12 protein-coding genes are annotated in these 12,814 nt (G+C 38.7%); 2 read left to right on the top strand and 10 right to left on the bottom strand.

The annotated features are described in order from the left end of the window. Positions 1 to 116 precede the first annotated feature (116 nt). The 8 genes from lysS to EO114_RS05885 all read right to left on the bottom strand — a co-directional run bounded on the left by lysS (position 117) and on the right by EO114_RS05885 (position 8,147). Entirely contained in the window at positions 117 to 1,637 is a 1,521-nt protein-coding gene (lysS, locus tag EO114_RS05920; RefSeq protein WP_009353797.1) for a lysine--tRNA ligase, read from the bottom strand. Between the two features lie 27 nt (positions 1,638 to 1,664). After that, positions 1,665 to 2,138, bottom strand: a complete 474-nt coding sequence (gene greA, locus EO114_RS05915) for a transcription elongation factor GreA (protein ID WP_062401428.1) — start codon at positions 2,136 to 2,138, stop codon at positions 1,665 to 1,667. Positions 2,139 to 2,310: 172 nt separating this feature from the next. Beyond that, positions 2,311 to 3,486 carry an iron-containing alcohol dehydrogenase gene (locus EO114_RS05910; RefSeq protein ID WP_062401427.1) on the bottom strand — a complete coding sequence of 392 codons (1,176 nt, stop codon included), beginning with the start codon at positions 3,484 to 3,486 and terminating at the stop codon, positions 2,311 to 2,313. A gap of 31 nt (positions 3,487 to 3,517) precedes the next feature. Further along, positions 3,518 to 4,543 (bottom strand): aldose epimerase family protein, encoded by a 1,026-nt coding sequence (locus EO114_RS05905; protein ID WP_127010159.1) that lies wholly within the window; start codon positions 4,541 to 4,543, stop codon positions 3,518 to 3,520. Between the two features lie 5 nt (positions 4,544 to 4,548). After that, a complete protein-coding gene (locus EO114_RS05900) occupies positions 4,549 to 5,511 on the bottom strand; it encodes a GTP 3',8-cyclase MoaA (protein ID WP_126940703.1) in 963 nt (320 codons plus the stop codon). Then, on the bottom strand, positions 5,504 to 5,956 hold the full coding sequence (locus EO114_RS05895) for an MOSC domain-containing protein (protein WP_038144922.1): 453 nt from the start codon (positions 5,954 to 5,956) through the stop codon (positions 5,504 to 5,506). Before EO114_RS05895 ends, EO114_RS05900 begins: the two co-directional genes overlap by 8 nt. Positions 5,957 to 6,112: 156 nt before the next feature. After that, complete coding sequence (locus EO114_RS05890; RefSeq protein ID WP_127062068.1) at positions 6,113 to 7,432, bottom strand: nucleobase:cation symporter-2 family protein; 1,320 nt, start codon at positions 7,430 to 7,432, stop codon at positions 6,113 to 6,115. A 124-nt stretch (positions 7,433 to 7,556) separates the two neighbouring features. Next, a complete protein-coding gene (locus EO114_RS05885; protein ID WP_009354067.1) occupies positions 7,557 to 8,147 on the bottom strand; it encodes a hypothetical protein in 591 nt (196 codons plus the stop codon). A gap of 200 nt (positions 8,148 to 8,347) precedes the next feature. Here EO114_RS05885 and EO114_RS05880 point away from each other — a divergent pair, with 200 nt between their 5' ends. Next, positions 8,348 to 8,980, top strand: a complete 633-nt coding sequence (locus EO114_RS05880; RefSeq protein ID WP_127062066.1) for a superoxide dismutase — start codon at positions 8,348 to 8,350, stop codon at positions 8,978 to 8,980. Positions 8,981 to 9,027: 47 nt separating this feature from the next. Here the strand turns inward: EO114_RS05880 and EO114_RS05875 are convergent, their stop codons facing one another. Beyond that, positions 9,028 to 9,780, bottom strand: a complete 753-nt coding sequence (locus EO114_RS05875; RefSeq protein WP_127062064.1) for a class I SAM-dependent methyltransferase — start codon at positions 9,778 to 9,780, stop codon at positions 9,028 to 9,030. A gap of 145 nt (positions 9,781 to 9,925) precedes the next feature. Here EO114_RS05875 and sstT point away from each other — a divergent pair, with 145 nt between their 5' ends. Continuing rightward, on the top strand, positions 9,926 to 11,146 hold the full coding sequence (gene sstT / locus EO114_RS05870) for a serine/threonine transporter SstT (protein WP_127062062.1): 1,221 nt from the start codon (positions 9,926 to 9,928) through the stop codon (positions 11,144 to 11,146). Between the two features lie 195 nt (positions 11,147 to 11,341). On the opposite strand, the gene EO114_RS05865 is transcribed toward sstT, so the two are convergent. Then, positions 11,342 to 12,505, bottom strand: a complete 1,164-nt coding sequence (locus EO114_RS05865; protein WP_231723396.1) for a cation diffusion facilitator family transporter — start codon at positions 12,503 to 12,505, stop codon at positions 11,342 to 11,344. Positions 12,506 to 12,814: the final 309 nt, after the last annotated feature.

Raw genomic sequence — 12,814 nt, 5'->3', positions numbered from 1 at the left:
AATTTCCCCTTACCCTTTCTCCATCTCTGAAAGGATAACAAAACAGCGACCAAACTCATTTCTGTTTAGTCGCTGTCCATCTACGCACCTCACAACATCCTGTGCGTATACATATATTATTCTTCTGCTGTTTCTTCCTCTTCTACTTTCACCGCTTCTGGTTTCATGAGAGGGAATAACAATACATCACGAATGGATGCAGAGTCCGTTAAGAACATGACTAGACGGTCGATACCGATACCCAAACCTGCAGTTGGCGGCAAACCGTATTCCAAAGCTGTGACAAAGTCTTCATCCATACGATGGGCTTCATCATCACCCGCTTCACGTTCTTTTAATTGATTTTCAAAACGTTGTTTTTGATCGATTGGGTCATTTAACTCGGAATAGCCATTTGCCAATTCACGACCATAAATAAAGATTTCAAAACGTTCTGTAGTCAATGGTTTCTCACGATTTTGTTTTGCTAGTGGGGAAATTTCAACTGGATGTCCATATACTACAGTTGGTTGCATCAAGTTTTCTTCTACATATTCTTCAAAACACAAATTCATGATTTTACCAATACCATCGGCTTCACCATATTCTACATTTAAGCGATCTGCAATTGCACGTGCTTCACTCAAGGTTTCAATAGCATCAAAGTCTTCCCCAGTGTATTGTTTAATACCTTCTTGCATAGTGATGCGATTCCATGGTGGAGTCAAATCAATATCCATGCCTTGGTAGTTAATTTTTGTTGTACCAAGTACTTCTTGTGCACAGTAGGAAACAACCCCTTCTGTCAATGCAATAGCATCTTCAAAGTTACCATAGGCCTGGTAGGATTCCATCATAGTAAATTCTGGATTATGACGAATAGATACGCCTTCATTACGGAAAGAACGGTTAATTTCATATACGCGCTCTAAACCGCCAACGATCAAACGTTTTAAGTATAATTCAGGGGAAATACGCATATAGATATCAATGTCTAAGGCATTATGATGCGTAATGAATGGGCGTGCTGCCGCACCGCCCGGAATAGCATGCATCATAGGAGTTTCTACTTCCATGAATTGCTTGCTGTTTAAATACTCTCTAATTTTCGCTACGATTTTCGTACGTTTTACAAATGTATCACGAACGCTTGGATTTACAATTAAATCCACATAGCGTTGGCGATAGCGAAGTTCTGTATCTTTCAACCCATGCCATTTTTCTGGTAATGGACGAAGGGATTTAGACAATAAAGTCAATTTGTTGACTTTCACTGTAATTTCGCCTTTTTGTGTTTTAAACACATGGCCCTCGATACCTACAATATCTCCCATATCAAGCATTTTTACATATTTGTAATCCTCTTCTCCCATAACATCTTTACGGAAGTATACTTGAATATCGCCAGATAAATCGCGCAAATTAGCGAAGGCTGTTTTACCATGAGAACGAATTGTCATCAATCGACCAGCAATCACTACTGGTTGACCATCAAAATCACGGAATTCATCCTTAATTTGGAGTGCCTTATGTTGAACAACAAATCGTTGTCCAAATGGATAGATATTATCCTCTTCATATTGCGCCAACTTTTCGCGGCGTACCAACATTTGATCGTTTAAATCCAATTGTTCTGGCACATGTTTTTCTTCGCTCATGAGGGGCCTCCTTATACTTCTTTACCCTTATTGAATGCTTAATATTTTGAAACTCACCATACCATCTGGTGTATTCACTTCTACTTTGTCACCTTTCGCTTTTCCTAAAATCGCCACGCCTACAGGGGATTCATTAGAAATACGATTGTTGAAAGGATCTGCTTCAGAAGAACCTACAATAGTGTAGTCTAATTCTTCATTAAACTCTTCGTCTAACAAAGTTACTTTACTACCTACTGTCACTGTATCGCCTTTTACATTTTCATCAATGATTTTAGCTGTATTAATTTTATTTTCCAATTCAATAATGTGACCTTCGATGAAAGCTTGTTCGTTTTTCGCATCATCATATTCAGAGTTCTCTGAAATATCACCGTAGGAAATAGCAATTTTAATACGCTCTGCCACTTCGATTCGACGTACAGATTTATAATAATTTAATTCTTCTTCCAGCTTCTTCAACCCTTCGGCTGTAAGTAAGGTTTCTTTTACCTCTGCCATGTATGTCTCTCCATTTCTATTCCTCATATACAGAAAACAGTGCCACATGACACTGCCTCCCTTATGAAAAAGTTACTTAAATTTCTTATTAACAATAGCTATAATTATACTGACTTCTCTTGTAAATGTCAATGTGAAAGCCTATACTTGTACGACACACATGGAGTTTACCCTATTTTTTATAGACACTTTCATAGATAGCTAACGCATCCTTAGGTGTAAGATTACTATATGCTGTAGGATAACGAACACAACTATTAGCAATATCCGATAAGGATTCTTTTGGAATCCCTACTTCTTCCAAAGTAGATGGCACCCCTATTTCTTTGAAATATGCTTCTAAGGCTTCGATACCAGCTAATGCATAGTCTGTATCACTCATAGTGCCTTGTTCAATGCCCCACACTTCCTTAGCAAAACGCATCAACCGCGCTGTAGCATTGGGCAAAATCCAACGCAAATACGCTGGATGCATAATCGCCAGACCTGCGCCATGAGGAATATCATAAAAAGCTGACAGGGCGTGCTCTAAGGCATGCGTCATCCAGTCTTGATCTTTGCCTAATCCTAAGGAACGATTCAAGGCTAAGGTAGCACCCCACATAATGTTAGAACGAGCTTCATAATCTTCTAAGTGTTCCATGGATTTTCTGCCATTGCGCACGATATTTTTAAAAATTCCCTCGATGGCAGAATCTGTCACATTATCATCATCAGGTGTAGATACATATTGTTCCAATAAATGAGACAACATGTCTACGATGCCATAGGCAACTTGCTCTCGCGGTAACGTGTAGGTATAGGTAGGATCTAACATAGAAAATTGTGGAAACAAAGCCGGTCCATAACCGCTTAATTTTTTCTGTGTTTCCCAATCAGTAATAACACCACCATTATTCATTTCACTGCCAGTAGCTGCCATAGTTAATACTACACCAAATGGCAATGCCTCCATCACAGGCTGATGGTCTAAAAAGAAAGTTTGCCAAAAGTCAACCGTATCTGGTAAGGTAGCACCACCTGCAATGAATTTAGTGCAATCAATAACAGAACCACCACCGACGGCTAGAATAAAATCAATATTATGTTCTTTGCATAAAGCAATCCCTTCACGCACTTTCGTAGTTCGTGGATTTGACATAATCCCACTTAACTCAAACACTTCCTTACCTGCTTGTTGTAAGGCTTCTTTTACCGTATGATAAATACCATTCTTTTTAATACTACCTCCACCATAAGTAAGTAGCACTCGTGTTCCGTAGTGACTTAATTCAGCTGCTAGTGATTCCTTCACACAGTCTTTGCCAAACACTATTTTGGTTGGGTTATGGTAAATAAATGATTTCATTCGACCCTTGTCTCCTTACTATTAAATACGCCTATCGATGATAGAATGAATAGGCAATTGTTCTTTCATAGACTGTATCTGCTTTAGTCTTGCTTTCACCATTCATATTGATATCATTCGGCACAAATTGTGGCTCAATGGCAATGCCTGCATGACTGCCATAATGACGTTCTCGGCCATCTTCATCCAACCAATTTCCTGTATATACCTGAAAGTGTGGCGCATCTGTATGGAATACCGCTGTCACATCCTTACCTTGTAACACCGCAAAAGGCACAACAGAATCTACTGTTTTACTTCCTTCTACTGGAGTCGTTACAAAATCATGGTCATATCCCTTATATTGACTTAGGGCATCAGCATAATGCTCCAATGCCTTTTGTAGATCCATACCATTTCTAAAATCAAATGGTGTTCCATCCACTGATGCTGGTTCCAATTGCGGGATTTGATGGTCTCCAAATGGCATATACTGATGGGCTCCTAATTCTAATACATGGTTCGATAAGTCACCTTCTCCATGCAGATTAAAGTATACATGATTCGTTAAGTTCACAAAGGAATCTTCAGAGGTTGTGTACACATACGTGACTACTAACGTCTGCTCTACCAATCTGAATACCGCTTCTACATAGAAATCACCTGGAAATCCATCTTCTTCAGAAGTAATAGAATGAGAGAGATGTACCACTGTATCAGAACAATTTTCCTCCACTGCATCCCATAGACGATGCCCAATATTTCCTTTCCCACTATGCAATAAGTTGGGTCCATTGTTAGCTGTTAGTTGATGAACTGTACCATTCCACGTATAGGCTGCATTGGCAATACGATTCGCCACACGGCCTACGGTAGCACCCAGTTGTCCATGCTTTGTTTCATAGTCTTGTGCAGAATCATAACCCAATGCTAAATGGCGCTGCAACACTTTATCATAAACAGCGACAATGGTGGCACCATAATTACTGATTTGTACTCGTAGTACTTCATTTTCTATTGTATATACATGAGCCTCTTGGCCTGTTTGTAAGTGTCCAAAAGATTCTACTTTCATCATAACTCCTAACCTCCGATACGCCACATAGGACGTTCCACTTTTTCAATGGAATTTCCATCATGACTCGCGTATCGACCTTGTAATGCCTCTTCAATGCAATGCAATATAGTTTGTGGTGTACCGCCATTTTGTATAAGTCCACGCAAGTCTAAATCTTCATCACGCAACAAACATAAGCGTAGCGATCCATCTGCAGTGAAACGAATCCGATTGCAAGAAGAACAATATTGATTGGACAAAGGAAAAATAAAGCCAATTCGTTGTCCATCTGGCAATTGGAAGTATTGAGCTGGTCCAAATCCCAATCGGTCTGTGACTGGAGTTAACTCAGATCCCACAATGCGTTCAATCTGCTCCTTCCACTCTCCAAAGGTTGGCACATGACTTTGTTTCCCTTGGAATGGCATATATTCAATAAATCGCCAGACCACATCCCACTCTTTTCCATAATGCAACAAGGTTTCCACTTCTTTGTCAGAAAATGGCGCTTGCACTACAGTATTAATCTTTATGTTTTGAAAGCCTGCAGTTTTTGCAGCTTCTATACCACGAAGCACACCAGCTAATTGTCCATTGCGACCTACAGCTTTGGCAAAACCCTCTTCTTCCACAGAGTCTAAACTAATATTTAATCGCTGTACCCCTGCTGTAAATAAACGTTTCGCCTGAGTTTCTAATAGACTACCATTGGTAGTCATAGAAATATCGGAAAACCATTGGCTCTCTTGTATACGCTCTAACAACTCATATAAATGTGGATACAATAATGGTTCTCCCCCAGTTAAGCGCAAAGCTTTGATGCCTCCTAAGTGCAATGCCTCTAACAAAGGCAACCAAAAGCTTGGCGGCAACACAGGCGCCATAGCTTCTGTAATCTCCTGAGGCCGACAATAGGCACAACAAAAATTACACGCTTCCGTTAAGGAGATACGTGCATACTCAATGACACGCCCTTGGCTATCACGCATTGACTGGCTCCTCAACAATACGCACTGCATCACCTACTTGAATCTTTCCGCCTTCTAGCACACGGCCAAATATCCCTTGCGTAGGCATAATGCAACTTCCTACTTGTTGCATAATTTCACAACCTTGATGACACTCTTTGCCGATTTGTGTAACCTCTACGATAGTCTTACCTAAGGCTAATTTAGTACCCACTGGCAATTGAAATAAAGTCAAGCCTTCTACAGTAATATTTTCTGCAAAATCACCAGGGTTCACATCAGCACCGCTTTTACGCATTAATTCGATACTTTCAATACCAAGCAAGCTCAATTGACGATGCCATGGGCCTGCATGAGCATCTCCTTCAATACCATGATTTACTACTAACTCCGCTTCAGGGATGTTTGTTTTCTTTTGTCCTTTTGCTCTGCTAATTGAAATAGCAATAATTTTTGCGTCCATTATATCTCCTTAGATTATTATATTTAAAATTACCTATATAGTTTCTATTATATCACGTTTGTATAGTAAATCTATAACAAAAAGCACGCCCTTCCAGAAAGCAATCCATATGTTTGCATTTCTAAAGACGTACTCTTTATTTTATATTCTTTAAACTAATTATCTTTTTATATCCCTCTGACCTAAACCATTAAAAACCATATTTAATACGACCGCTAGAATACTGCCAAAGGTAATACCACTTTCAAAAATAATCTTCGCAGCTGGTGGAAAGTTATGATAAAACTGTGGAGCTCCAATAGGAATCATAGCCACACCAATACTCAATGCTACAATCATCAAATTATGATTATTTTCGTAATCTACCTTTCCCAAAGAGCGAATGCCGCTAGCAATAATCATGCCAAACATGGCAATCCCTGCACCTCCAAGCACTGGGCTAGGAATGGATGCCACTACGGCTGCTAATTTAGGAAACAGTCCTAAGACCATCAAAATCATACCAGATGTAGCTACTACGAAACGGCTTTTCACATTAGTCACTGCAATTAATCCAATATTTTGAGCAAAAGCTGTATAAGGAAAACTATTTAAAAAACCACCTATGCATGTAGATAATCCATCCGCTTGTAAACAAGAACTTAATGTTTTCTTATCCACTTTTTTATCTACAATTTCACCTATGGCAATGGCATCTCCTGTAGTCTCTACCATACATACAGACATAACTACAAGCATAGCGATAATGGAGCTTACATCGAAGGTAGGCATACCGAATGCAAGTGGTGTCACTAAGCCTAACCAATCTGCCTGAGTCACCTCAATAAAATTCACTTCTCCTAAGGCATAAGCAATCATAGTACCACCTAATAAGCCAATAAGAACTGACAAATTACTTAAAAATCCTGTAGTAAAACGATTTACTAAGACTACAATGAGCAATGTTAATCCTGCCAACCATAAATTTGTGGAACTTGCGTAATTAGGATCTGCTGGAGATACGCCGGCAATCCACATAATCGCTACAGGCATCAAACTAATGCCGATAATCGTAACGATGGTCCCCGTTACCACTGGAGGAAATAATCGAATGAGTCTACTAAAATAAGGAGCGATGAAAAAGGTAAATATCCCCGCCACTATAATAGCTCCATACACAGCTGGTAAGCCATGTTCTGTTCCTATAATAATCATTGGTGCTACAGAGGCAAAGGTAACTCCTTGAATCATCGGAATTCGCGCACCCACTGGTCCTATCCCTATGGTTTGAATCAACGTAGCAATACCACAAGCAAATAGGTCAGCATTTATGAGGCGAATCAAATCTGGAGTAGATAAACCTAAGGCATTCGCCAGAATGATAGGAACGGCTACAGCCCCTGCATACATAGCCAATACATGTTGTAAACCATAGGAAAACAACTTAGGTAGGGGTAAGATTTCATCAACAGGATGCACCTGTTTAGCACTTTCACTCATGCCATTTCTCCATTCTTCAATACATTTTATTAAGAAGTTATGCTAATTATAATACTTTTATATTAAATCATAACTTATATAATTTGTCAAAAAGATAGCCTACTCATCAAGAGTAGGCTATATCTTATTTAGCTTTATATCCTTTTACAGTTGGATTATGGTCTTTCATAGCTTGTTCTAAGCCGAAAATAACCATCTCATTCATATATGTGCGCAATTCATCATTTTGTACTTTTTCAGCATGACGTGCTAATATACCTAAAAACTCAGCTTTATAAGTTTCCACTTGATCACCAGCTACAAAGCGATGTCCATTTAAATAGTTTTGATAATCCATATATAGGCTATTCAATACTGTTGTGCCATAGCTATCTTGTTTCCAGCGATGGCTATCGATATAAAAGTTTTTACGTACATTCATATAATAAAGAGCATTCTTTACATCCAACTGGCCAGCAGAAACAACTTGGTTTGTTTGTAATTCAAATAATTGTTTACTATGTGCTTGTCCATAGTTTGCAAATGTATTGACTACTTGTTTTACTTCCCAATTTGGACTTTGTACAGAAACACCAGATTGCATATCAGCTATCACAGCTACCCCTTCTTGTGCTGGCAACATCAATGGGTCTTGTGCTGCATACGCAGTTTGCCCCAATGCAATAACACCTAATATGGCAGCTCCTGCTATCCAACGTTTACTTTGTTTTTTCATATAAAAGCTCCTTTCAGTATTTCATTCTATATCCCTATTATACAGATTGTACCTCTTTTATTCAATGAGCAATTGTATATTCATTTAGTCTATTATATTCTATCCATCAAAGTATATGTCTTGACTTTTATCAATCCATCAAGTACCATAAGAGTAACTATGATAATATCTATCATTATCGTTTTACTGTGGAGGTGACCATGAAGTATTTTGAATTAGAAGCACTGCCTTACCCTGACCATGCCTTAGAACCGATTATCAGCAGAGAAACACTCACATTTTTGTATACCCAGGTATACAGCCATGCCATATCTTCACTTAATGAACTAGTTGAAGAGTGTCCTGACCTTCGCTTTGGTCATATTGACTGTCTGTTAGGAGGCCTAAGCCATGTACCACAAGAAATTCGACAAGACATTCAGTGTTATGGTGGAGCCTATAAGAATCTAACCTTATTTTTGCACACGTTGACAAGCCCTAATACAAGTACCATCAACGGACCAATCAAAGATGCTATCAACCGCTCTTTTGGGTCCTTGGAAACATTCCAACAGCAGTTTACGAAGGAGGCTCACGCCCATGTTGGTAATGGTTGGACTTGGCTTGTGATCAACCCAGACAATATCCTTTCTATTACTTCCACAAAAGAACAAAACAATCCAATTATGGATATGCAAACTGCCATTTTAGGTATCAATATGTGGGATTACATGTATTCCTCATCTAACCGTCAAACCTATATTGATACCTTCTTCACCATTGTGAATTGGAAGATCGTGAACCACATCTACGAAGAAACATTAAAAAGTCCAAATCGCTTTGGCCACGAATAAAACAAATAAAAAGCTGTCATCACCTCGTTGTGTATGACAGCTTTTTTCTATTCTTCTGGTACGGTGCCCACATGGACTGCTACAATGCCACCTGTAAGTTCAAAATACTTAGCATCTTGTAGTCCCACATCTTTAAAAATTTGAAGAACACCTTCTTGCCCCACATAACGGCGCAATGATTCTGGCAGCCATGCATAGGATGATTGATCTCGGCTCAATTTCCCCAACACAGGCAGAATCTTTTCAAAGTATATATAATAGGCTTGTTTAAACCCAAACATAGTAGGCTTTGCCAATTCCAAAGTCACTACTTTGCCTCCCGGTTTAACAACACGTTTCATTTCACGAATCGTTTGTTCAATGCTTGGCACATTGCGCAAAGCAAAACCAGATACAGCACCATCAAAGGTATTGCTATCATAAGGTAAATCCATTGCATCCCCTTGGGTCAAGGTCACTCGATCTGTATATCCTTCTTTCTCTAATCGATTTTGCCCCACCGCTAACATTTCAGGACTAAAATCAAGTCCTTCCACATGTAAAGACGGAATTTCTTGTAATGCTGTTTTTGTTAACATACAAGTACCACAAGCAATATCTGCTAGTTGCATACCTTCCGTTAATTCTAATTGTGCTATAGCAAATCTACGCCACCGTGCATCTTGGTTAAAACTCAATAATGTATTCATCACATCATAATGCTTCGCAATATGAGAGAATACATCTTGCACGTAAGCTTTTTTATCTTCATGTGTTTTAAATTCCACAATATACCTCCAGTTATTTATACTGCTATTCATTATACACGAATGGATGAGGATATTCCATAATTTGTGATTTTTTTCTCTTGCCAAAAGTATATATTCCGTTTATAATGTCTTTATGTCTTTTATGAGTAGATATTTGTACTCGATTTTAAGTATTTATAAGTATAAGGAGTTTTCTATGAGGGCATTATTTCAATTCATCAATAGATTTAGCCTCATCCAGCAAATCTGCGTAGGTCTCTTAATCGGCACTGGTATTGCCGTATGGTCTCCAGAAAATGCTGTGAAGTTATCTTTATTAGGTACCATCTTCGTAGGTGCATTAAAAGGTGTAGCACCTATATTAGTATTTTTCTTAGTCATCGCAGCAGTCAGTCGTCATCGTTCCGGTCAAAAAACTGGCATGCGTTCCATCATCGTATTGTACTTAATCGGCACATTTGCATCTGCAGCTATCGCCGTAGCAGGTAGTTTCTTATTCCCTACGACTTTGCTATTAACAGCGTCTCCAGCTGATACAGCACCTCCTAGTGGCATTACTGCAGTACTTTCTACTTTATTAACTAATATTGTTGAAAATCCTGTGAAAGCCATTTTAAGTGGTAACTATATTGGCATTCTTGGTTGGGCTTTATTATTTGGTTTTGCTCTTCGTCATGCAGCAAATGAAACGAAAGATGTGATGGCTTCCATCTCTGATGCGATTACATTGGCTGTACAATGGATTATTAAATTTGCTCCTCTTGGTATCATGGGCTTGGTAGCTCAATCTATCGGTGAAAATGGATTAGGCGCTTTACTGACTTACGGTAAATTGCTATTAGTCCTATTAGGATGTATGTTTGCAGTAGCACTCATCATCAATCCATTGATCGTAGCTATCGTCATGAAACGCAATCCATATCCATTGGTATTCCGCTGTCTTCGTGAATCTGGTGTGACAGCCTTCTTCACTCGTAGTTCCGCTGCGAACATTCCAGTTAACATGGATTTAGCAAAACGTTTAGGCATTACACCTGATACCTATTCCATTTCCATTCCATTAGGCGCTACTATCAACATGGGCGGTGCAGCTATTACCATCACTGTTATGGCATTGGCAGCTGTATCTACATTGGGTATTCAAGTAGATCTAGCGACAGCAATCTTACTTAGCATTATCGCTACCATCTCCGCTTGCGGTGCCTCCGGTGTAGCTGGTGGTTCACTCTTATTGATTCCATTAGCTTGTTCCCTATTCGGTATTTCCAATGATGTAGCTATGCAAGTGGTTGGTGTTGGATTCATCATCGGCGTGATTCAAGACTCCACCGAAACAGCATTAAACTCTTCTACAGATATCTTATTTACAGCAGCTGTAGATTATGCGCGTCATGGCTACCCAACGGACAAAGTATAAACGTATACTTCACACATACTGTTTGAAAGGTCTATTTGTTCTTTGGTATGGGATGCCCAATAGAATTTATAATTACATATGGCTTATGAAAGTAAGCCCTAACAAGGCTAATAAGGACTGGTACAATCTGTACCAGTCCTTTCTTATTTCTGTCATCACTTATATTATAAAGCAAACTGAATAATATGCTTCCTCTTATACCCCAGTGTATCCGTGTACTACATTCGGTTTCACTAGGAATGTTGGCAGTACCGCTTCTACTAATAGGCTTAATTTTTGTGAAAGTTCCTCTTTCGTATATTTCACATCATGCGGTACTTGTACGTCAAAACTAATCTTTCTATGTTCCATATCAATTCGAATATCGTATAAAGAAAAACTGTCATCATAGGCTTGAATCACTGCCACTAAACGTTGTTGCAAAGCTAGGGTTTGCTCATTGACAACGATTGGATCCATATGAATGGTCAATTTTAACTGTAATTCTTTCAAAGCTTGTCGTTCTACACGATCAATCATATTATGGATGGTCATCGCATCTTGTTTCGCATCTACTTCTACGTGGATAGAAGCATACTCGTGGCCTGGACCATAATCATGAATCATTAAATCATGAGTTCCTAAAATACCAGCCTTAGATTCTACAAAATTAATAATCTCTTGTACACGTTCTGCAGTAGGTTCAAATCCTAATAAACGATCTGTCGCTTCTTTCAGCACTTCAAAACCAGCTTTGGCAATGATAAGTGCCACAATTAAGCCTAAATACCCATCAACGCTCAATTGGAATATACCGCCCAACAATAAGCCAATAGCAATCGCTGCCGTCGCCCATACATCGGATAAAGCTTCTTTCCCATTGGCACGCAAGATAGGAGAATCAATACGATTACCAATGGAACGCAAAAAGAAGGATAACCAAATCTTCAAAGCCATAGCCCCTAACATAACAGCCAGTGCGGATATGGAAAACTCTACTACCTCGGGATTCATAATGTGCTCCACCGCTTCAATACCTAATTGAGCAGCTACTACAAAAAGCAAAATAGAAAAACCAATGGATAATAGATATTCCATTCGACCATGTCCATATGGATGCTCTGCATCTGCTTTACGGCCAGATAATTTAAAACTCAAAAAGGATACTAAGGATCCCCCTGCATCAGCCACATTATGGATAGCATCACTAATCATGGCAATGGAGCCGATAAGAAAACCAATGATTAATTCCCCTAAACAAACTAACACATTTACCACAATACCGGTGATACTCGCCATAATCCCATATTGTTGGCGTACATTAGTATCTTTGACTTCATCTTTATTTTTTACAAATAAACGGATTAATACTTCTGTCATACTACACCTCTTTTATCTATTTAACATATACTCACAATTCTACCCCATTCTAATCTGCTATATCACAGAGGTAGCTTTTTATTCTCATTTACTTTCTCATTATATACTATTATTTAACTATTATCAACTATAATTTTAATTGAGAATCTTTGATTTCAAAATAGTTATAACCTATGTCATATACTCATACAATAAGGTAGGGTAGATTTCTTTATACTATCTTAGACCTCTATCGTTACTATCATTTCATATCATAACTTGTATGAGTCTATACATATTAAACATATTTTGCTTATAGGTACTGCACAA

It is taken from the genome of Veillonella sp. 3627 (genome assembly GCF_003992195.1).
GTDB lineage: Bacteria > Bacillota > Negativicutes > Veillonellales > Veillonellaceae > F0422.
The sequence above is the reverse complement of the archived record's forward strand: the minus strand, read 5'-3'. Positions and strand labels throughout refer to the sequence as shown.

Excerpts from the sequence above, each read along its gene's own strand:
- lysS (WP_009353797.1), bottom strand. The coding sequence starts at position 1,637 with ATGAGCGAAGAAAAACATGTGCCAGAACAATTGGATTTAAACGATCAA.
- greA (WP_062401428.1), bottom strand. The coding sequence starts at position 2,138 with ATGGCAGAGGTAAAAGAAACCTTACTTACAGCCGAAGGGTTGAAGAAG.
- EO114_RS05910 (WP_062401427.1), bottom strand. The coding sequence starts at position 3,486 with ATGAAATCATTTATTTACCATAACCCAACCAAAATAGTGTTTGGCAAA.
- EO114_RS05905 (WP_127010159.1), bottom strand. The coding sequence starts at position 4,543 with ATGATGAAAGTAGAATCTTTTGGACACTTACAAACAGGCCAAGAGGCT.
- EO114_RS05900 (WP_126940703.1), bottom strand. The coding sequence starts at position 5,511 with ATGCGTGATAGCCAAGGGCGTGTCATTGAGTATGCACGTATCTCCTTA.
- EO114_RS05890 (WP_127062068.1), bottom strand. The coding sequence starts at position 7,432 with ATGAGTGAAAGTGCTAAACAGGTGCATCCTGTTGATGAAATCTTACCC.
- EO114_RS05885 (WP_009354067.1), bottom strand. The coding sequence starts at position 8,147 with ATGAAAAAACAAAGTAAACGTTGGATAGCAGGAGCTGCCATATTAGGT.
- EO114_RS05880 (WP_127062066.1), top strand. The coding sequence starts at position 8,348 with ATGAAGTATTTTGAATTAGAAGCACTGCCTTACCCTGACCATGCCTTA.
- EO114_RS05875 (WP_127062064.1), bottom strand. The coding sequence starts at position 9,780 with ATGAATAGCAGTATAAATAACTGGAGGTATATTGTGGAATTTAAAACA.
- sstT (WP_127062062.1), top strand. The coding sequence starts at position 9,926 with ATGAGGGCATTATTTCAATTCATCAATAGATTTAGCCTCATCCAGCAA.
- EO114_RS05865 (WP_231723396.1), bottom strand. The coding sequence starts at position 12,505 with ATGACAGAAGTATTAATCCGTTTATTTGTAAAAAATAAAGATGAAGTC.